The organism is Anaerobacillus alkalidiazotrophicus, assembly GCF_001866055.1.
Genome location: NZ_MLQS01000030.1, coordinates 274,357 through 294,574, shown reverse-complemented (window position 1 = coordinate 294,574; position 20,218 = coordinate 274,357). Strand labels below are relative to the sequence as shown.

Genomic DNA, 20,218 nt, shown 5'->3' with positions numbered 1-20,218 from the left:
CAGTTAAATATATTATTTAGTTAGACGAACAGTATCTCTAGCAATCATTACTTCTTCGTTCGTTGGAATGATTATTACTTTTACTGGAGAATGTGGGTAGTTTAAGAATGCTTCTTTTCCACGCACTTTATTTAACGATGGATCCCAATAAACTCCCATAAATTCTAGACCTTTTAATACACGGGCACGGATTTCGTCACTATTCTCACCAATACCAGCTGTAAAGATAACTGCGTCAACACCATGCATCCGTGCAGCATAAGATCCGATATATTTGTGAATACGAGAAGTAAATACCTCTAAAGCTAGTTCAGAACGTTCGTTCCCTTCTTGTGCTTGTTGTTCAATATCACGAAGGTCACTTGAGAAACCTGATAAAGCTAACATACCACTCTTCTTATTTAAAACATCAATTACTTCTGCAGCAGTTTGTCCAGTTTTATCCATAATATATGGAATTAATGCCGGATCAATGTCTCCAGAGCGCGTACCCATCGTTACACCTGCTAACGGAGTAAAGCCCATTGATGTATCAATTGATTTTCCACCTTCAATAGCAGCAATACTTGCTCCATTACCTAGGTGACAAGAAATTAAACGTAATTGTTCAAGTGGTCTTCCTAATAGCTCAGCTGCTCTTTCAGATACATATTTATGTGATGTACCATGGAAACCATATTTACGGATGCCGTACTTTTCATAGTACTCGTAAGGAAGGCTGTATAAATATGATTGTTCAGGCATTGTTTGATGGAAGGCTGTATCAAAAACTGCAACCGCAGGAACATTTGGAAGAACTTCCTTAAATGCTTTCACACCAACGATATTCGCTGGGTTATGAAGCGGTGCCAAATCCGAAACATCTTCGATACCGCTTAGAACTTCATCTGTAATTAATACGGAATCATTAAATTTCTCTCCACCATGAACAACCCGGTGTCCGATACCTTCTATTTCATCTAGAGATTCAATAATCCCTAAGCTTGTTAATTTATCTAATAAAATCTTTACAGCTTGAGAATGGTCTGAAATATTAAGTGTTTCTTTTTTCTTTTCCCCTGAAACTTCAATTTGAAAAATTGAATCTTCTAACCCTATTCTTTCTACAATCCCTTTTGTCACTACTGTTTCTTCCGGCATTTCAAGTAGTTGAAACTTTAATGACGAGCTTCCCGCATTGATCGCCATGATTTTTGACATTTACTACATCTCCTTCAAGAATATAAATTGTTTTAATCCCTTAACTACATTTAATTATTACTGAAATGTTCATACCTTCTCATTTAATCACTGTTAATCGTAGATTTCAATACCTTTAGAACAATTTCCTAAAAAAAATCATATTTTGTTAGTACAGTTTATATTAAATTACTGATAACAATTGATATAACAAGAAAGAAACTAACCAAACAAACTTCTGTAACACAACAAATCGACAACCTGTATTACCAACATTACTATAGTAAAAAACTAAATTTACTACCCATTATTCTTTTTTAGCTTTCCAATCAGCAATATTTTTATTAGATAAAATATCGAAGGAAAAACCCTGACATTCTAGCCAAGGTTATACTCACTCATATTTCTCTATTTAAACATCCTAATTTAAATATGCTTCAAGCCAATTGTTTATACTATTTATCATCTCTGTTAAGGCTTGTTTATTTGAAAAAGAAGGTAGTTCTGCTAAAAGCGCCTGATTCGGGGCTTTAACCCCTTCTCCTTTTTTCCTAATTATAAAAATACTTTTTCCGTGGTTATCATGTTTAAACATTGATTTCGGCAATTGTAATAAAGAATATATATGAGCATGTTCTTTAATAAAACTATGTAACTGTTTTGCTTGTTCGGTTTCAAACATTGTGTTAGGAATTAAAAATAGTAGAAATCCACCTTGCTTCGTATAATTTAGCATTTGTTCAATTATCAGGTGGTGAGTGTAAGACATACCATTCTCTGCTTTTAGTTTATATCGTTTTGCTACTTCTTCATTAGGGTAATGGCCTACTGGTAAATCAGCAACAACTACATCTACAGGATCAATAAAAATTTCAGTTAAGCTGTCTTGATGGAAGAATTCTACATTATGCTGTTGTAAATTGGCACTTACATAGGCTAGTTGTAGTAGTGTCTCGTCCGGTTCGATCCCAAAGCTATCTATTTTTTTATTTGAATTATTTAATACTGTTGTAAGTAGATTACCTGAACCTACAGATGGATCTAATAGACGAACATATTCTTTTTTCTCTGTTAGTTTATTTACTAAGAAACTCACAAACATACTAACTGCATCTGGAGTCATTAAATGTTGCGGTTGTGTACCTTCCTTCATTCCTTTTAAGATTGCTAATTGAAAAGTCTTGCGAATTTGCTCATTCGAAAATTGATCAACCTTAACATTTGCCAAGGTAGTTTTCACCTTTTTATAAGCTAATTCACTTAATGGTTGTTCAATTTCACCTTGAAAAAGAAATTCCCCCGTAATGATAAGTGCTTCTAAATATGTAAGTTTCTGGTCATTTTGAATTACTTCTACACTTTCATCTATACTGTTAAAAAACGTTTCAAAACTAATCTCTTGACCCATATAAAACCTCTCCTTTCTCAAGTGTTTATTCTACATCTTTTATTCCATCCTGAGAAGAAGATTATACATCTTTTACTCATTTAACTGTACTTGAAAGGCTTTTACCGAAAAAAACAGTGCCTCACCTAGCAATTCTTTCTCGAGTTTGTTAAAAAAACATGAAAAAAGCATCCTAACTAATTTTACATACGTCTTATGTTAAATAACCAAAGTAAAAAACGCACAATATGTGCGTTTTTTATTGATATTATAATAATCCTACTACCATTGTCTTTTAAAGCTGTAATTGTTTTGTGAGTTAGATGGTCTCGACGTTACCTTAACTTCTTAATATTGTTTGTTGCGCCTTCCGGTTTTTAATGGAATCTAAATTAATGCTTTAGCTGCCTCAATCGCCGCTTCGTAGTTAGGGTGATCAGTAGCTTCAGAAACGTATTCTACGTATGCAACTTCCCCTTTACTATTAATGACAAATACCGCTCTCGTTAAAAGCCTTAATTCTTCAATTGCAACACCATAAGCTGTTCCAAACGATAGGTCACGATGATCAGATAATGTTTTAACTTTTTCAATACCTACTGCCCCACACCAACGCTTTTGAGCAAACGGTAAATCGACGCTTATTGTTAAGATGTCTACACCGTTTAGTTTAGCTGCCTCTTCATTAAAGCGCCTAGTTTGAGCATCGCACACCCCTGTATCAAGGGATGGAACAACACTAATAACTGTAACCTTATCTTTAATATTTTCTAATGTGAATGGAGTTAAATCATTCTCTAACACCGAAAATTGTGGAGCTTTGTCCCCTACTTTCACTTCATTACCTATTAAGGTTATAGGATTTCCTTTAAATGTTACGTTAGCCATATGAACTGCCTCCTCATAATAACAATCTTTACACTGTTAATATAGTTGTATTTTTGCGAAATTTCAAGAAATATGCTTCTTACAACTTTCTAGCTTCAAAATTTTACCTAGCTAGAAAAGCGCAAGCGCCTTGGTCACGAGCAGCTGCTCCTGTGCCACTCCGTTTGCTCGTCGCAAAGCCACTTCGAAGTATTCCAAGTAGTAGCTTCACTGGGGCGTCCTTTGACAGAAGCCGCTCTTTGCTTCTTACGTGCTCGTCTTCAAGTACTGCTTCATAGTAAGCTTCCTCGAAGCAGTGTTTTGTGCGATGAGTAACCGCAGGAGCAATTGTTTTCCGTGCGACGAGTAACCGCAGGAGCAAAGCTGCATGAAGCTAATCAACGAAGGATTTCAAGAGGTAATTGAAGTCAGTTGCTTGACTGAAGTAACCGAGCTACTAGGCTGCTTGCGCTAGACAGTTTCCAAGTTAGAATTTATAAAGCTGAACTTCAATCAGTGGGGGTCTTACTTGCCCCTTAAGAGTGGGATAAATTCTGATTATATAAAAAAACTGCGCTTGAGAAAATCACCTCAAGCTCAGTTTTTAATTATAATTCAAACTTATCATTGTTTGTAATTGGATTTGCTGTACTCTGGTTTTCATTGTGATTTTTATTATTACCTAACATTTGTTGAATTTTATCCACTACTTGAGGTGCAAAATCCATTAACTTTTCATAAAGGTGTGTATTTTCATCCAAATGAACCATTTTAACTCCAGATGCATTTACAATCAAAAATGCAATTGGTGTAATTGAAACACCACCACCGCTACCACCACCAAATGGGTGCTCTTTATCACTAGTTCCAGGTTTATCAATGACAAATTGACTTCCCCCAGCCGCAAAACCAAAACCTACTTTTGAAACTGGCATGATAACACTTCCGTCAGGAGTTTCCACCGGATCTCCAACAATTGTATTAACATCTACCATTTCCTTTAAATTTTCCATAGCCGTTTTCATTAGGCCTTGAATTGGATGTTCTGACATTTAAGTATAACCTCCTCGCTTTAAGTACCTTTTTGCTCATACAAATTTCCCGACGTAAACTTTGGACGTTTTTTCCAATGCTTTACGGTTTGCAAAGCTGCGATTATAGCATACCCTAGTCGAAATGAAATCATACATGAAATTTGAGTATGTGAAGTCAGTTTTTGAAAGGTCGGGTTTACTTCAATAAGTGGCTCAACTTTTAACTTCATATAATGAGAAATGATACCAAGTGTACTTCCTTTTATTGCCCATGCCGTACCAACTAAAGTACCTGTAGAAGCTGCATCACCAATACCTAAATGACTACTCCAAGAGAAGTGATTAATTGATATACGATTTAAAAACCTTTTAACTATTTTATGAAACCCTACGACATGTCTTAAAAAACCTTTTATCTTACGAAGGTCACGTAGTATTATCTCTGGGGTGATTTTTTCTGTCTTCTCATTATCACCTACTGCTGAATGTTGTTCTTCTTTAACAATAATAGAAGCGGAATCTTCATCAATTTTCAAGACAGGAACGCTTATTTTATAGGAAGCTAAGCCAAAGAAGGTGGATATTTTTATAGCAAGCTCATCATTATCTTGATTATGAGAGTAATTAATATTTACTTTTATTTTTGCAAAAGGAAGCAATACGAGAGAAGTCGTAATCGATATCACTACCCACCAAATCCAATGCATGGCAAATTCCTCCTTCTCAATCATTATCGCCTTCTCTATATAAAAATAAACAATGAAAAAGATTGAACTAAAAATCAAATTAACTTAGTTAACTATATTTCCTCATGAATTACGTACGTATCACCAACCATATCATGTAAACCTTGTTTTTTCTTTTGAAATGCAACAATGAGATATAGAAAATATGTCAAAATGAAAACTTGTAAAATATATCTACCTACTACTTCACGAAAAATGACAGACGACCACGTTAACGGCTTGTTATTAACATGAACAACCTTTATCCCAAAAACCTTTTTCCCAATTGTTTGTCCCCACTTTTTTGTTAGTAATAAAAAATATAAGGCAGTTACAAAAGCGATTAATACTGCTTCTATTGAAAAAAATGCAATTCTAACGTTTGATAACCCCAACATAGATAATACCGAAGTTACAACAATGCCATTTATACTTGCAACAACGACTAAATCTAGCAAGTAAGCCCAAAATCTCATCCAAAAACCAGCATACCTATAGTTCTTTTCTTCTTTTTCAATGGTTACTTTTTGCTCCAGGTGTTGTTCATCCATTCTATCTCACTCCATTTTATAATCTGCGTCATATAAATACATTAAACTAGGTGAATTAGAATACCTTATAAGTTGCTTTAATCCTAGTGGGTCTTGATTTTTGGAAACCATATTCTGCATCGTCATAGTTAAAAAGCCCGGAAAGCTAAACGGAGCTTCATACTTTACAACATCAATGTCACCTCTACCAATATCTTGACGCATAACATCGATTACTACATCTATATTTCCTATCCCATCTACTAACCCCAAATCTAGCGCTTGTTTTCCAGAATAAATCCTCCCATCAGCAAGCTTTCTTACTTCTTTGGTTGCTATTTGTCTTCCATTAGCAATGACATCTACAAATTTTTCATAAGAATCATCAATGATTGATTGTAAAATTTCTCTTTCAGCTTCAGTCATCTCACGCATAGATGACATAATGTCTTTATATGGACCACTCTTGATTGTTTCTGTACGGATGCCCAAATTATCGGCAAGCTCACTTACATTAATCGCCTGCATAATAACTCCTAATGAACCTGTAATAGTTGCTTCATTTGCAAATATTTTATCAGCAGGGGCTGCAATATAATACCCACCTGATGCCGCTAAGCTCGCCATAGAAATGTAGACAGGTTTACGATATTCTTCTTGAATTTCTAATATTAAATCATGAATTTCTGCACTTTCTACTACTCCACCCCCTGGGGAATTAATTCGAATAATAATCCCATCTACAAGGTGGTCTTGACTAGCATGTCTCAACATCGAAAGAAAGTTTCGGTGGTTATATGTCACAGTTTCAAAAATAGATGGCGCATCATAACCTTCTTGAATAACACCATTCACGTACAAAACAACAATTTTCCCTTGCCCATTACCTTTTTCGATTACCTTTTCATGCCAAACTTCATCATCACCACTAGCTAACCACCCAGCCCATTGCCCCGTCGTCCTAGTTGTGACCGAACTAATAGCAATGGAAAGTAAGAAAAGTAAAAAAGCTAACCCTAAAGCAAACCAACGTTTACTACTCAAAAAAACCATCTCCTTTTATGAAATTATAGTATTTTATGGAGGATTTTCCTATTAAACATTAGAAATAATAGGATAGTATAACATTTCGTCTAAAATACCTAGCTAAAGGAGGAACGAAAATGCTTACTAAAAGAAACGTTTTTCTATTTTATAAGCCCACTAATGAAATTGAAGAAAAAATTAAGCCATTTAAAGAACTATTAGTACAATACAACTATCGGCTCGTTTCTAATTACAAGGAAGCCCATATCATCGTTAGTATTGGCGGTGACGGCGCTTTTCTTCAAGCACTACGAAAAACAGAATTTCAACAAGAAGCCTTGTATTTAGGTGTGAACAATGGTGATCATTTAGGCTTTTATACTGACTTTTCACTGAATGACCTCACTTCCATCGATGAAGCTCTAAAAAATGAAAATGTCGAAATCCGCCAATACCCAGCTATTGAAGTAACAATTAATGACGAAAAACCATTTTACTGTTTTAATGAATGTTCAATCCGTTCAAATGTTATCCGGACATTTGTCGTTGATGTTTTCATTGATGACATATTTTTTGAACGTTTCCGTGGTGACGGATTAATCGTTTCCACTCCTACAGGGAGTACTGCTTATAATAAATCAGTGGGGGGTGCTGTAGTGGACCCTCGTTTAAAAGCAATTCAATTAACAGAAATTTCATCTTTGAATAATAATGAATTTCGTACTTTAGGATCCCCTTTAATATTAAGTGGTAATAGCTCCATGAAACTGAGCGTCGTTCAAGACGGAAACGACTATCCAATTATTGGTGCAGATAACGAAGCATTAAGCATTCGCCATTGCCACGATGTTAAAATAAAACTTGCTGATATAAAAATAAAAATGTTGAAACTAAAAGACAATTCTTTTTTTCAAAGAGTACAGAAGACCTTTTTAAACAAAAATTAACGTAAGAGGCCAACGAATTGGCCTCTTCTGTTTTATGTAGTAAAACCACATCTGATAGAAGTTATTCTTAAAATTCATTTCTTTTATACATCACTGTATTATCAATAACCGTCATCAAAACTTTTGCATCTATTATCTCATCTGGGCCACTAATGTTTAATAGATCCTTATCGAAAACTGTAAAATCAGCTAAATAACCTTTTTTTATCTTGCCTCGAAAACCTTCTTCGCCAATCGCATAAGCGCTACCAACAGTAAAAAGTTGTATAGCTTCAAAGGGGGTTAACTTTTCTTCCGGATGGTAACAAATATGATGATATTCATTTGGACTTCTTCTCGTCACTGCTGCATGAATTCCTAAAAGAGGATCAATTGGTTCAATCGGGGCATCAGAGCCACCTGCACACATAATTTTTTCTTTTAAAAACGTCTTCCAAGCATATGCATATTTTATCCTTTTCTCTCCTAAGCGCTCGATTACCCACGGAAAATCTGAAGCAACAAACCGAGGTTGAATATCTAACACTACCGGCAGTTTTTTTAACTTTTGAATTAATTGCTCATTTACAACTTGAGCATGAATAATCCTATCACGTAAACCCTCTTTACATGAATAAGTAGTAATAGCATCAAGAGCATATTCTAAGGCTAAATCTCCAATTGCATGAATAGCAACAGGCATCTCATAAATCCTTGCTTTTTGAACTAATTCCTTCAGATCCTCTAACGATTGAATAGCAACTCCTTTTTCAAGCGGCTCATCTGAATATGGTTCTTTTAATAGTGCCGTTCTACCACCGATAGATCCATCTGCAAAAATTTTCATCGCACCTAATTGAATAAAAGGCGAAACATCTCCAAAGTGATATCCTAACATATGCATATCGTCGACAACTTCATGATGTACGAGCATATTTGTACGAAACTTCATTTTTACTCCATCGATAATATTTAAAAAAGTTTGAAACGTATGTTCAAAACCATTGTAATAATTTAAATCTTCTGTATGCCCTCCAACATATCCCTTTTTGAGAAGATCATCTATTGAATGAGATAAGGCTTTTGTGAGGTAAGAATCTGATACTAGTGGCATGATCGATTTAACAAGTTCTTGAGCTTGGTCTAATAAATAACCAGTCGGTATACCTTTATCATCTTTTACAATTACCCCACCTTCAGGATTTTCTGTACTTTCATCAATTCCTGCTAATTTTAAAGCACAACTATTCACAACAATTGCGTGACGACATACACGAGTTAACATTATCGGATGTTCTGTTGAAATATTGTCTAGTTGCCCACGATGAATGATTTCTTGTTTTTCAAAATTATTTTCATTCCATCCTTCCGCAATAATCCATTCACCCTTTTCAATTGTTTTTACTCTTCTCTCTATATGTGATAATATTTCTTCAATCGAGGTCATATTTGAAAGGTCTAAACGAATTAATTTTTCACCGTGTCCAATCATATGTAAGTGACTATCTACAAATCCAGGATACAAAAAACTACCTTCTAAATTTATTTCCGACGTAATATTTTTTTGATACTGCTCTCTTAATTCACTAACATTCCCTAAATCAGAAATAATCCCATTCTCTACAAACAAAGCTTCCACAGTATGTGTAGGATTTTGTAATGTGTAAATGGTACCACCATGCCATAATGTTCCCATGTTTTTCTTCCTTTCTCGTTAAATACCTTTACTTATAGTTACAAATTTCAGGAAGTTTTGCAACACAAGAAAAGCGCAAGCGCCTTGGTCACGAGCGAGGTCGTTGAAGCTCGGCACCTTTCCAACTTCAAATTTTATTATACTTTACCTTATAAAAAATAGAGGGGAGACAAAAAGTCACCCCTCACAGCCATTTTTATTTAATTATTGTTGTTGATAACCGCCACCTAATTGTTGTTCAGCCATTTGAACTAGACGCTTAGTAATTTCACCACCAACAGAACCGTTAGCGCGAGAAGTTGCATCTGGTCCTAATTGAACACCAAACTCAGAAGCGATCTCATATTTCATTTGATCAAGAGCTTGTTGAACACCAGGGACTAATAGTTGATTTGAACTGTTGTTATTAGTTGCCATTGTATCTCACCCCCTTGTACACATATGATGTGTATCCTTGAGGGAATCAATACAAAAAACCACCTGGTAATTGTTGCAAGAAAAGTCGAGGTGCCTCGATTAGGTCCTTGGCACCGGAACTAGACAAAGAAAAGTGGAGACTCACACAAAGGGTTGCTCTTTACCTACTTTATGTGAGTTGAAATACTCCAAAAGCTAGAACTTGAAAAATATTTATCCCACTCTTAAGGGGCAAGTAAGACCCCCACCTCAAAACTTAAAAAAATCGAGAAGTTTAGGTGGGGGATAAACTGCCCCTAAAGGTCCGATATAGAATAACTTTCATCAGTGATAGCTGATGATTAGTTATTATTATGCCTGTGGTATAAGTTGAACTAACAATCAGTGGGGGATGAAGGAAAACCCCCACTGATTGAAGTTCAGCTTTATCGCTAATTATTATAATAATTCTCCAAACGCATTATCGGTTTCTTTAGTTGGGAAAATATCAATTATTTCTACATTTGAAACAGCTTCTTGCACCAATGCTTCAATATCTAACTTTTCTTCAAATAAATTTGCTTTATCTCTAGTTGGCTTAGTTTTTGTTTCCGGTGGTAAAAAGATTGTACAACAATCTTCATAAGGAAGAATTGATAAATCATATGTTCCAATTTTTTGCGCGAGTTCAATTACCTCTAATTTATCCATAGTTACTAATGGACGTATCATCGGCATATTCGTTACCTCATTGATCGTATGCATACTGTGTAAGGTTTGACTTGCAACTTGCCCAAGGCTTTCACCAGTAGTAATAGCAAAAGCCTTTTGTTCTTGAGCTATTCTCTCACTTATTCGAAGCATCATTCGACGCATAATAGTCATTGTATAGTTACTTGGTATATTTTTGTGTATTGTCATTTGAGTTTTTGTAAAAGGAACAACATGAAGTCTAATTTTTCCACCGTACTCTGTTAAGACTTTGGTTAAGTCTATAACCTTTTGTTTTGCTCGTTCGTTTGTATAAGGCGGGCTGTGAAAGTGAATTGCTTCAATCTTCACACCACGTTTCATAGCCAAATAACCAGCAACAGGACTATCAATCCCTCCTGAGAGCATTAGTACTACTTTACCACCAGTCCCTACAGGAAGCCCACCAGAACCTTTGTAAACCGCGCAACTTATATAAGTAGAAGTTTCTCTTACTTCTACTTTTACTTCAATATCGGGTTTATGTACATTTACTGTTAAATCTTTAGTATTCCTCAAAATATAGCTACCAACTTCGTAATTTAACGTTTGCGAATTAATCGGAAAACCTTTATTCGCTCTTTTGGCGGATACTTTAAATGTCATTGTTCCAGACAGTACTTCCGAAATAGCTCTTAATGCTCCATCTTGAATTTTTTCAAGCTCATTATCAACCTTAACCGCTAAACTAAAGGAATGTATGCCAAATATTTTTGACAGTTTTTCAGCGATCTCTTCATGATTTTCTCCATTTAATTTAATAAACATTCTTCCAAACGTTCTCTCAATTTTGGCAGCTGGATAAGGCTTTAATGCTACCTTAATATTTTCTTGCAATCTTCTTTCAAACGTAGATCGATTTTTTCCTTTTAATGCTAGTTCGGCGTATCGAATAACTATGTGATCATAATTCATACTTATTACCTCATCACTTCTTTTAATTGTTTTATTATTTCTTTTAAAGCTAAAATGAACTCATTAACCTCATCTACTGTATTTCCAAACGAAAAACTAACCCTAATAGCACTTTCCGCCCTTTCTAAACCAATACCTGTAGACATTAATACACGACTAGGCTCTGCTAATTTCGAGGAACAAGCAGACTTAGTAGAAACGTACATTTTTCTTTCACCTAGCGCTTGAATAACCACTTCAGGCTTCATTTTCGGTATTGAAAAATTAATAATATGTGGGGCACTATTTTCCATAGGGCTATTAATTATTACACCCTCTATTTCATGAAGATTATTAACTAAATGATCTCTTAGCTCTCTTAAGTGTTCCTTATTTTCCACATATTTTTCCATAGATATTCTTAGCGCTTTGGCCATCGCAATAATCCCTGGAATGTTTTCTGTTCCAGCGCGTAAATTATGTTCTTGAACTCCACCTGTAAGCAATGGATATAACCTTACACCATTGCGGACATATAAAACCCCAGTCCCTTTAGGCCCATGAAATTTATGACCAGAAATCGTAAGCAGATCAATATGATAATCTTTTATTGATATTGGCACTTTACTCATTCCTTGTACGTGATCAACATGGAAATATACTTTAGGGTATTTTGCGAGTAGCTCTCCAACTTCTCTAATAGGCTGTATTGACCCTAATTCATTGTTCACATGAATCATCGATACAAGAATTGTGTCATCACGTAGTTCCCTTTTCAATTCTTCTATAGAAATAACCCCGGCTTCATTTACGTTCAAATACGTTACATGAAAGCCACGTTTTTCTAATTGCTCATAAGCCTCAAAATTTGACGCATGTTCTACTTGCGTAGTAATAACGTGTTTCCCTCGACCTTGATGTTGTAAGGCAGTCCCTTTTATTGCTAAATTATTTCCTTCTGTCCCACCAGAAGTAAAAATAATTTCTTTTTTATTAACTTTAAGAAGCTTTGCTATTTGATCTCTTCCTTGATCCAATAGTATTTCTGCCTCTTTTCCTAATGTATGTAAAGACGAAGGATTTCCAAAAAACACTTCTGAAACCTTACCATAGGTTTCAATTACTTCTTTATAAGGTTTAGTTGTAGCACTATTGTCAAAGTAAATCATTGCTACTCTCCTTTAAAAATTTCTAAAAATAAAATTATTGAGCAAAGAAATAATACTAACGGATTTTTCACAAAATCTTTGCATTTAAATATAATATCACAACTGAATAAGGATTAAAATAGTACCCGAATACAGCTGTATTTTAAAACTTTTACATTACGACCATAGTATCTCACTTAAACGAATTAAAGACCAACAATCAATGTTGGTCTTTGTTTATAATTGATAATAAAACGTCAATCGAAATTACTCCATCTGGGGCATATTTCGCAAAATCTCCTTTTCGAATTCCACGAGTTATTATATCAATTCCATCGTTAGTTGTTGCTATTTCTTTTTGTTCTTTTAATACATCTTCTTCCCTTGGATCTGTTGTTGGTTCCTCTTCTGCATTTTGTAGACTACTAATTTGGGTTGGTTCACTATAAAGAGTTTTTTCATTGACAAGAAATGTATGCATAACCATGAACCAAACCGTTATACATGCTACTCCAACAACCGAGAGCAATAGCCATCTTACCACCAACATCACCACCTTTTCACTTTTAATATTACCCTAAAATAGCTGTTTTTGTACACAACTGCCAATAATTTCATCCTCATATTTAACATACACTATTCATTATAAGGAGAAAGAAAACTCTCAAATCAAAAGGTGCTGGCACTAGTCAATTTTCCAACTTGAGGATTTACGCTTTCTTATCCTTTGAAAAAAGATCTAGCATAAGCTAGACCTTTTCCATAACATAAGAACTAATTTTTTCTAACACATTAGGATCAACTGTCTCAATCGCTGTTAACGCAATCTCTAGCGAGTCTCCATACTGATAGTTTCGAAAACTTTCTTCCGCTTTATTTAATTCCTCATGGATATAAGCATTGTTGCTTCTAAAACGATTCCCGTATTGGATGACTCTCTCAGTAGTTAATGCCTGTTCGACCGTAGCTGTAATCAAGTTATACACTTCATTTACATTTTCTAATGCTAACTCCATTGCATTATTCACCTCTTGAATAACAAGGGGAATTTTTTCCATTCTATCATTAGCTTCACTCAGACTTGCTTGGGCCTCATCCAATTTATAGAGAATTTCCTCTGGCAAACCCGGTATGTTGCTTTTTTTAATTATTCGTTGACCTTGATGAATTTTCCCTCTAAGTTCCTTTAAGGTTTCTTTAGCCTTTAATTCATCTTTACGTAATGCATTAAGTGTCTGTTGACAATTTTCTAGTGTACTTTTCCGATCGACTAGTTCTTCTTTATATTCCTCAATACTCTTTTTAATATCAATATACGATTGTTTATATCCGAAAACTAATTCCTCAATTACCCTCAATCTATTTAATTGATCTTTCATTTGCTTTTCAATTTTCAAAGTTAATTTTAAATCATCTTCAGGTATACGATAACTAAGTTTCACATTCTCCACTTCATTTTTCAGTCCCAAAAATTGTTCATGTAAACTTTTGGTTTCTTCATTAATGTTATAAAGTTCATAATGTACATATTGCTTAGCTAACACCTCTTGTTCTAGCGTATCATATATTTCATCAATAATATGGTAAATTCCCGTAACTGGACTAGTGACAGCTTCAACGTCCCCTTCTTCAACAAGATTAAAAAGTTGTTTTAATTCCTTTTTTATTTCTTGAATATCATTTTTGAATGAGAAATGTTCAAGTATATAGCCGTCCTCTTCCATCTCCCTTATTCCTAGTAAAAGTTCTTCGATTTGGGATGGAATTTCCTTTTGAATTTGCACGAGAATTTTAGGTGTTTCATCAATTTTCCACTTTTCCTTAGCGATCTCTTCTTTCATCATCGTTAATATTTCACTAGCTTCAAAATAATTACCTTCTTTTGTAGCGTGCTCAAAAAACAAAAATGATTTATCAATCTCTTTTATTCTGCTTTCAAAAGAATTGACCGTTGTACCTAAAGCACCTTTATTTACTGAAAAATGAGCCTTCAATTCATTGAAAAAACTACGAATTTCATCAATTTGTTGACGATTCTCTTCTTCGCTTTGTATCAATGATTTTATATCTGCCATCATTAGTTGAATACTATTTTCGATATTCGTTAATTCTTCTGCAATTATTATCGATATATTTTTTGCTTTTACAAATCTATACTTATTTGCTGCTTCTTCAATATCAAATAACTTTTCTTCTAAATTTGGAAGCTTTAAAGTAATGATATCATCCCATTCATTGCGCCAACTTTCAAATTTAGTTTCCGTCTCCCCAGACATATTTAAGCCTTTAATTTTTGAAATTTCATCCGCGACCGGTTTATTCATAATCTGAATCTTCCAAGCTTCTAGCCGATCGACTTCATTGTATATTTTTTTCCTTGATATTACGCCATAAATAATAAACGCTAAAGTAATGATTAATAATCCGTAAACAACCTGCATCTGTACGAGTCCTCCCACCTAATAATCATTTTATGTATGTTCGTTCTTACTTGAAATTTCCCCTAAGTAAATTTTGATTTGTTATGAATATTTAACACCATAAATTTTCCGTATATTAGATAAATTCTTTAAACAGTGGCTTTTTTTCATCCACAACTAAATGTCAATTAAAATAATGCAATCTTAAAGACAGTTCATCCCATCTAACCCTTTTGTTTCTCATAAGTTTTAAGTTGGATTTATGTTTCAGTTTAAGAGTGTACTAAAATTCATATTTTCAATATTAACATGATACCATGAATAAACAAATTTTGACTTATTTTTTTTTACAAGGCAAAAAAAAATCAAAAGGTTTCATTTTCTCCTATATTGGAGAACCATCATTACCCTTTGATCGTCACTTAATATAAAGCTATATTCAATTGTTTTTTAATTTTTTCATCATTTTCAGTATACAAAAATTCTTGCAACCATTTTTTAATATGCTTCATATATTGTTGAACAAAGTAACTCTCATGAGGATATAGATGATAAACTTCACGGATATATTGAGGTTGTGAATAAGGCATTGTTAATAGTGCTCGTATTTGTATTGAAATAAAATCACAAGATAAATTTCGGAACTCTTCTTTATCAATTCCTGCTTCGATAATCGCCTTCATGAAATGTTTTTCCTTCATAAAATAAGTCATCATTAATTCTCTAACTAATGTTGAATCTAATGTTACTTCCCTATGAACAAACCTTGCTAAATGATGGTTATGCTGTTGATATTTCAGTATTTTTTCCACTATTGAAAACAAACAGGTTTTTGGAGATGCCGATTTTAAATCTTGATATGCTTCTTCTAAAATTTTGTTATAACCTTCAAAAAATTCAACCATTAACTCCTCTAGTAACCCTTGTTTATTACCAAAGTAATATGAAATTAACGCAACATTCACTCCAGCTCGATCAGCAATTGACCGAATTGACGTACCACTATAACCTTTTACATTAAATAGCGATACTGCGGCATCTATTACTTTTCGTTTTGTTTTTTCACCTTTATCCATAACCTTCACCTCTACCCTTTTTCATTTTTTCTTCAATCATTCATGATTTATCTGCTAGGTGAAAAAAGACCCCTTCATTACTTTTTTATCCATGCTACTCCGCTTAATATGTTACTTCTTACTATTCCATAGGATCTCCTGCCTAATATTATCGATAGTAACCTAAAATCTTTCATCAATATCTGATAAAAAACGAGATAAAAAATTGAAATAAACGAAGAAAAAAAGTAAGAAATTCCGAAAAATAGAGTTTAATCTCGAAATGCATAGAAAAAAAAAGAGAGTTGATAGTCATATAAGGAAACCTTTAATAACTATCAACTCCATATTTTTTACGTATTAACAATATCGTCTCCGTAGATAACTACAGCATTTTTCCCACTTCTTTTTGCTTTATATAAAGCTTGATCAGCGTATCTAAATAATGTTTTTAATGATTTATCTCGATCAATCTGCTTCCAATCCGAAACCCCACAAGAGATCGTTACTGTGGGATTTGTAATTTCTTTAACTTTTTTTCTGATCCGTTGGGCAACTAATTCCCCAACCTGTTTGTCTGCCTTTGGAAGGTAAACAGCTAATTCTTCTCCGCCCCATCTAGCAGCGATATCAGTATTTTTTATATTTTCCTTTAAAACATTAGCGACTTGAATTATAATATCATCACCAATTTGATGACCATGGATATCATTTATTTCCTTAAAATTATCAATATCTATTAATAAAAAACAACCATAAGCATCCTTTTCCATCGATTCATTTATTCTTTCATCTAAAAAATTTCTTGCATAAAGTCTCGTTAAATGGTCAGTGATAACTAATTTTTCTAGTTCCTCATGTAGCATAGAATTTGTAAAAGCTAATGTAGAGTGATGAATTAATGACTGAAGTAATTTAAACTTATTAAAAGAAAAATGATATGCATGCTCGTGTACAATGATAACCGCTCCTTTTAGTTCACCTTTTTGCACCATTGGAACAGCAATAAAGGAACGAAACGGTCTTAATAAATGGGGTTCTTGAGACGCTAGATCTCCAATAAACAATGCATCCATATCCATTTTAATTCGTTCAAAAAAAGGTGCTATTTCTTCTGTACTTGATTCTTTTAAAAAGTATTTCGTACTACCTTCAATCACTTTAATTTGACCATTCTTTCGAAACATAAAGAAACCTATTTCTTGAGCATTAAATGAAAGCTTAATCTGCTTTGTCATATAATTAATAGTTTCTGATAACCTTAAATTTAAGTTAAGTTGGTGAGCTGTTTTATTTATTAACTGTAAATCTTCGACAAGTTGCCTTGACTGCTGATAAAGTTCGGCGTTTTCAATGGCATTTCCCCCTGTGTCTGCTAATACTTCTATAAACTCTATTTCATGATTTTTAAAAACCGAAGAGTGTCTCCCAATAATTTTCAACACACCATATACTCCCTGTTTCCCTCTTAGAGGAGCATAAACAATAGAGTTTTTTCCCTTCCTTAACCTTTCAATGTGTATTTTCCCAGTTAAGTAGGCATTAGTCGCCATCTCATTTGTTGTATCTTTACTATAACTTAGTTGTTGAACTGGTAAATCTTCGCCTACTTCCCACTCATGTGACAATAGAAGTTGTATTTCAAAGGTTGAGAATACTTGCTTTGAAGCATTGATAATCTCAGCTAAGATTGCACTCACATCCATTGTAGAATGGAACTTCTTCGTCAATTGTAGTAAAAGTTCTTTTCGCTTCTGATCTTTCTGTTTTTTTTCATATGTTAAAAGTTTATAAATTAACTTTTTAACTTTCTCAATTATCTCTACAACAATATTAATATGATCAGATTTGATCTTACCATGTTTTTTTCCGCAAACCAAAACCGTCCATAGTAATTGATTATACTCAATTGGGATTAATACAAAATCCTCAAAACATTCATCATAAACTAGAATTCCATTTTCGTTAGCTACACGTTTCGTTATTACATTTACACAGTCACGATCTTCTACTGTCATTAATAATTTATTAATATCTTCAGTTCGTAATAGGTAACGTTCAGAAAGTACAAATGAGCTTGTTGCATAACAAGGTCTTAATAAATCTTCATTCCGATTTAGAAGAGTTAATAAAAAATCATGTTCACTAAACATTTTTTTAAATTCATTTAAAAACGCTTCTGCAAATACTGGAAACTCATCAGTATAATCTGTTTCCTTTAATATTTGAATAATCATTCTGTCAAAGGTTTCAACTTGATAATTCGTGTCATTTTTGTATGCAATGTATTTAGATGTCATGACAAGCGATTGCTTTAACCCAAACAATAAAGGGCGAACCATTTTAGGATCAGTATCTATAACTGCAATAATGATACCTAAATAACCGTCCCAAGAATGATAATTATTTGGCACTCGTAGTGTAAGGGGAATAGCGTCGATTAGGTAATCCTGCTTTTTATATGGTACATGATCTAATTCGATTTTATTAGGAAAACAATTTATTATTTCTAAGTCATTGGGATCAACAACCCCAATTTCTTTCATTATTACCATTTGCCCCTCTTTATTAGCTATAAAAAAAACGCAAGGAGAAATGGTTTCACAGAACTGCTCTTCTAGGTGAAATGCACTATAAAAGATTTCAGAAAAATCTATAACATCTATATTCTTATCCCCTTTAATCATTAAGCTCACCTCACTTATTGCACAAGTTACGTTAAATTTCTGTAGCTATTCTATAATTATATTAGAAATAGTTATTTTTTACTATAAAAACCTAAAAATTAACATTCTATTTATCTTCGCACAATACTACTTACCTTTGTCTTTGACAGGTAAGGTACATTTTCAACTAAAAATAGTTTGATGTCGGCGGATTGGACTTATGAAATTCTCACTAAATATTTTTTGAAAGTATATAACCTATTTTATCTTACATCTTAAGGTAGAATAATTAGTCAATCCTTTATTGACCAGACTAAGGTTAACTTTTTATTAAGTAAAACTTGACTTTCTTTACTAGAAAACATATACTCTTATTTGTGTAAAATAAGACAGCCAAGGTAAACTTCATCTGACACTCTTCTCATTTTATACCTCCTTTATTGCGGCTGCAATTAGTAAAGAGGTGCATTGTGTAACTTCCAGCTGTCGAAGCGAAAGTGCATGAATATAAAATGAGCTTTTGAAGGGATTACTAAAACTGTTGTTATTTTATCAATACTAAAATAACAAAGGAGGAGTCATTCATGGCTCGTTATACAGGTCCATCTTGGAAATTATCTCGTCGCTTAGGGATTTCATTAAGCGGAACAGGAAAAGAATTACAAAAACGTCCTTACGCACCAGGACAACACGGTCCTAACCAAAGAAAGAAATTATCAGAATACGGTGTTCAGCTTCAAGAAAAGCAAAAACTTCGTCATATGTACGGTGTAAATGAGCGTCAATTCCGTCGCATTTTCGATGATGCTGGTAAAATGCCTGGAATTCACGGTGAGAATTTCATGATTTTACTTGAGTCACGTTTAGATAACATCGTTTACCGTATGGGCTTAGCTCGCACACGTCGTGGAGCTCGTCAATTAGTAAACCATGGTCACATCGTTGTAGATGGTGGACGTGTTGATATTCCATCATACCGTGTTAAACCTGGTCAAACGATTAGTGTTCGCGAAAAATCAGCTAACCTTGCTGTAATTAAAGAAGCTATTGAAGTTAATAACTTCGTACCTTCTTACATCGAGTTTGATGCTGAAAAATTACAAGGTACTTACACTCGTTACCCAGAGCGTTCTGAGTTACCTGCTGAAGTTACTGAGCAACTTATCGTTGAATACTACTCACGTTAATAAAAAAAACCACGCGTTGCGTGGTTTTTTTTTACATAATCAGAATTTATCCCACTCTTAAGGGGCAGTAAGACCCCCACCTCAAAGCTTAAGAAAATCGAGAATTTTAGGTGGGGGATAAACTGCCCCTAAAGGTCCGATATAGAATAACTTTCATCAGTGATAGCTGATGATTAGTTATTCTTATGCCTGTGGTATAAGTTGAACTAACAATCAGTGGGGGATGAAGGAAAACCCCCACTGATTGAAGTTCAGCTTTATAAATTTCTAATTTGGAAACTGTCTAGCGCAAGCAGCCTATCGCTCGTGACCAAGGCGCTTGCGCTTTTCTT

General features: G+C 33.9%; 17 protein-coding genes. 2 read left to right on the top strand and 15 right to left on the bottom strand.

From position 1 onward, the window contains the following. Nucleotides 1-12: 12 nt before the first annotated feature. The 7 genes from BKP45_RS17435 to sppA form a co-directional block, all read right to left on the bottom strand. On the bottom strand, nucleotides 13-1,200 hold the full coding sequence (locus BKP45_RS17435) for an acetate kinase (protein WP_071389862.1): 1,188 nt from the start codon (nucleotides 1,198-1,200) through the stop codon (nucleotides 13-15). Nucleotides 1,201-1,600: 400 nt separating this feature from the next. Further along, a complete protein-coding gene (locus BKP45_RS17430) occupies nucleotides 1,601-2,587 on the bottom strand; it encodes a class I SAM-dependent methyltransferase (RefSeq protein ID WP_071389861.1) in 987 nt (328 codons plus the stop codon). Between the two features lie 366 nt (nucleotides 2,588-2,953). Beyond that, entirely contained in the window at nucleotides 2,954-3,454 is a 501-nt protein-coding gene (gene tpx, locus BKP45_RS17425; protein ID WP_071389860.1) for a thiol peroxidase, read from the bottom strand. Nucleotides 3,455-4,041: 587 nt separating this feature from the next. Then, a complete protein-coding gene (ytfJ, locus tag BKP45_RS17420) occupies nucleotides 4,042-4,485 on the bottom strand; it encodes a GerW family sporulation protein (protein ID WP_071389859.1) in 444 nt (147 codons plus the stop codon). Between the two features lie 20 nt (nucleotides 4,486-4,505). Continuing rightward, nucleotides 4,506-5,174: a DUF2953 domain-containing protein gene (locus BKP45_RS17415; protein ID WP_071389858.1), complete on the bottom strand. Its 669-nt coding sequence runs from the start codon at nucleotides 5,172-5,174 to the stop codon at nucleotides 4,506-4,508. A gap of 92 nt (nucleotides 5,175-5,266) precedes the next feature. Further along, a complete protein-coding gene (locus tag BKP45_RS17410) occupies nucleotides 5,267-5,743 on the bottom strand; it encodes an RDD family protein (protein WP_071389857.1) in 477 nt (158 codons plus the stop codon). A gap of 6 nt (nucleotides 5,744-5,749) precedes the next feature. Then, on the bottom strand, nucleotides 5,750-6,766 hold the full coding sequence (sppA, locus tag BKP45_RS17405; RefSeq protein ID WP_071389856.1) for a signal peptide peptidase SppA: 1,017 nt from the start codon (nucleotides 6,764-6,766) through the stop codon (nucleotides 5,750-5,752). Nucleotides 6,767-6,885: 119 nt separating this feature from the next. Between sppA and BKP45_RS17400 the strand changes: the two genes are divergently transcribed. Next, complete coding sequence (locus tag BKP45_RS17400) at nucleotides 6,886-7,695, top strand: NAD kinase (protein ID WP_071389855.1); 810 nt, start codon at nucleotides 6,886-6,888, stop codon at nucleotides 7,693-7,695. Nucleotides 7,696-7,762: 67 nt separating this feature from the next. Here BKP45_RS17400 and BKP45_RS17395 read toward each other — a convergent pair whose 3' ends face one another. The 8 genes from BKP45_RS17395 to BKP45_RS23130 all read right to left on the bottom strand — a co-directional run bounded on the left by BKP45_RS17395 (nucleotide 7,763) and on the right by BKP45_RS23130 (nucleotide 18,720). Further along, entirely contained in the window at nucleotides 7,763-9,370 is a 1,608-nt protein-coding gene (locus BKP45_RS17395) for an amidohydrolase (RefSeq protein ID WP_071389854.1), read from the bottom strand. A gap of 204 nt (nucleotides 9,371-9,574) precedes the next feature. Then, entirely contained in the window at nucleotides 9,575-9,787 is a 213-nt protein-coding gene (locus BKP45_RS17390) for an alpha/beta-type small acid-soluble spore protein (protein ID WP_071310108.1), read from the bottom strand. A 438-nt stretch (nucleotides 9,788-10,225) separates the two neighbouring features. Continuing rightward, nucleotides 10,226-11,431 carry a tRNA uracil 4-sulfurtransferase ThiI gene (gene thiI / locus BKP45_RS17385; RefSeq protein ID WP_071389853.1) on the bottom strand — a complete coding sequence of 402 codons (1,206 nt, stop codon included), beginning with the start codon at nucleotides 11,429-11,431 and terminating at the stop codon, nucleotides 10,226-10,228. A gap of 5 nt (nucleotides 11,432-11,436) precedes the next feature. Next, the gene (locus BKP45_RS17380; protein ID WP_071389852.1) at nucleotides 11,437-12,579 is read right to left on the bottom strand and encodes a cysteine desulfurase family protein; all 1,143 of its coding nucleotides are present in this window, start codon (nucleotides 12,577-12,579) and stop codon (nucleotides 11,437-11,439) included. A gap of 199 nt (nucleotides 12,580-12,778) precedes the next feature. Next, nucleotides 12,779-13,102 (bottom strand): hypothetical protein, encoded by a 324-nt coding sequence (locus BKP45_RS17375; protein WP_071389851.1) that lies wholly within the window; start codon nucleotides 13,100-13,102, stop codon nucleotides 12,779-12,781. A 205-nt stretch (nucleotides 13,103-13,307) separates the two neighbouring features. Beyond that, nucleotides 13,308-14,999, bottom strand: a complete 1,692-nt coding sequence (gene ezrA / locus BKP45_RS17370) for a septation ring formation regulator EzrA (RefSeq protein ID WP_071389850.1) — start codon at nucleotides 14,997-14,999, stop codon at nucleotides 13,308-13,310. Nucleotides 15,000-15,400: 401 nt separating this feature from the next. Further along, on the bottom strand, nucleotides 15,401-16,054 hold the full coding sequence (gene refZ / locus BKP45_RS17365) for a forespore capture DNA-binding protein RefZ (RefSeq protein ID WP_071389849.1): 654 nt from the start codon (nucleotides 16,052-16,054) through the stop codon (nucleotides 15,401-15,403). A gap of 332 nt (nucleotides 16,055-16,386) precedes the next feature. Next, a complete protein-coding gene (locus BKP45_RS23130) occupies nucleotides 16,387-18,720 on the bottom strand; it encodes a sensor domain-containing diguanylate cyclase (RefSeq protein WP_245747455.1) in 2,334 nt (777 codons plus the stop codon). Nucleotides 18,721-19,283: 563 nt separating this feature from the next. Here BKP45_RS23130 and rpsD point away from each other — a divergent pair. Further along, nucleotides 19,284-19,886 (top strand): 30S ribosomal protein S4, encoded by a 603-nt coding sequence (rpsD, locus tag BKP45_RS17355; RefSeq protein WP_071389848.1) that lies wholly within the window; start codon nucleotides 19,284-19,286, stop codon nucleotides 19,884-19,886. Nucleotides 19,887-20,218: the final 332 nt, after the last annotated feature.

Excerpts from the sequence above, each read along its gene's own strand:
- BKP45_RS17415 (WP_071389858.1), bottom strand. The coding sequence starts at position 5,174 with ATGCATTGGATTTGGTGGGTAGTGATATCGATTACGACTTCTCTCGTA.
- BKP45_RS17395 (WP_071389854.1), bottom strand. The coding sequence starts at position 9,370 with ATGGGAACATTATGGCATGGTGGTACCATTTACACATTACAAAATCCT.
- rpsD (WP_071389848.1), top strand. The coding sequence starts at position 19,284 with ATGGCTCGTTATACAGGTCCATCTTGGAAATTATCTCGTCGCTTAGGG.
- BKP45_RS17430 (WP_071389861.1), bottom strand. The coding sequence starts at position 2,587 with ATGGGTCAAGAGATTAGTTTTGAAACGTTTTTTAACAGTATAGATGAA.
- ezrA (WP_071389850.1), bottom strand. The coding sequence starts at position 14,999 with ATGCAGGTTGTTTACGGATTATTAATCATTACTTTAGCGTTTATTATT.
- ytfJ (WP_071389859.1), bottom strand. The coding sequence starts at position 4,485 with ATGTCAGAACATCCAATTCAAGGCCTAATGAAAACGGCTATGGAAAAT.
- BKP45_RS17435 (WP_071389862.1), bottom strand. The coding sequence starts at position 1,200 with ATGTCAAAAATCATGGCGATCAATGCGGGAAGCTCGTCATTAAAGTTT.
- refZ (WP_071389849.1), bottom strand. The coding sequence starts at position 16,054 with ATGGATAAAGGTGAAAAAACAAAACGAAAAGTAATAGATGCCGCAGTA.
- thiI (WP_071389853.1), bottom strand. The coding sequence starts at position 11,431 with ATGAATTATGATCACATAGTTATTCGATACGCCGAACTAGCATTAAAA.
- BKP45_RS17400 (WP_071389855.1), top strand. The coding sequence starts at position 6,886 with ATGCTTACTAAAAGAAACGTTTTTCTATTTTATAAGCCCACTAATGAA.
- BKP45_RS23130 (WP_245747455.1), bottom strand. The coding sequence starts at position 18,720 with ATGATTAAAGGGGATAAGAATATAGATGTTATAGATTTTTCTGAAATC.
- BKP45_RS17390 (WP_071310108.1), bottom strand. The coding sequence starts at position 9,787 with ATGGCAACTAATAACAACAGTTCAAATCAACTATTAGTCCCTGGTGTT.
- BKP45_RS17410 (WP_071389857.1), bottom strand. The coding sequence starts at position 5,743 with ATGGATGAACAACACCTGGAGCAAAAAGTAACCATTGAAAAAGAAGAA.
- BKP45_RS17380 (WP_071389852.1), bottom strand. The coding sequence starts at position 12,579 with ATGATTTACTTTGACAATAGTGCTACAACTAAACCTTATAAAGAAGTA.
- tpx (WP_071389860.1), bottom strand. The coding sequence starts at position 3,454 with ATGGCTAACGTAACATTTAAAGGAAATCCTATAACCTTAATAGGTAAT.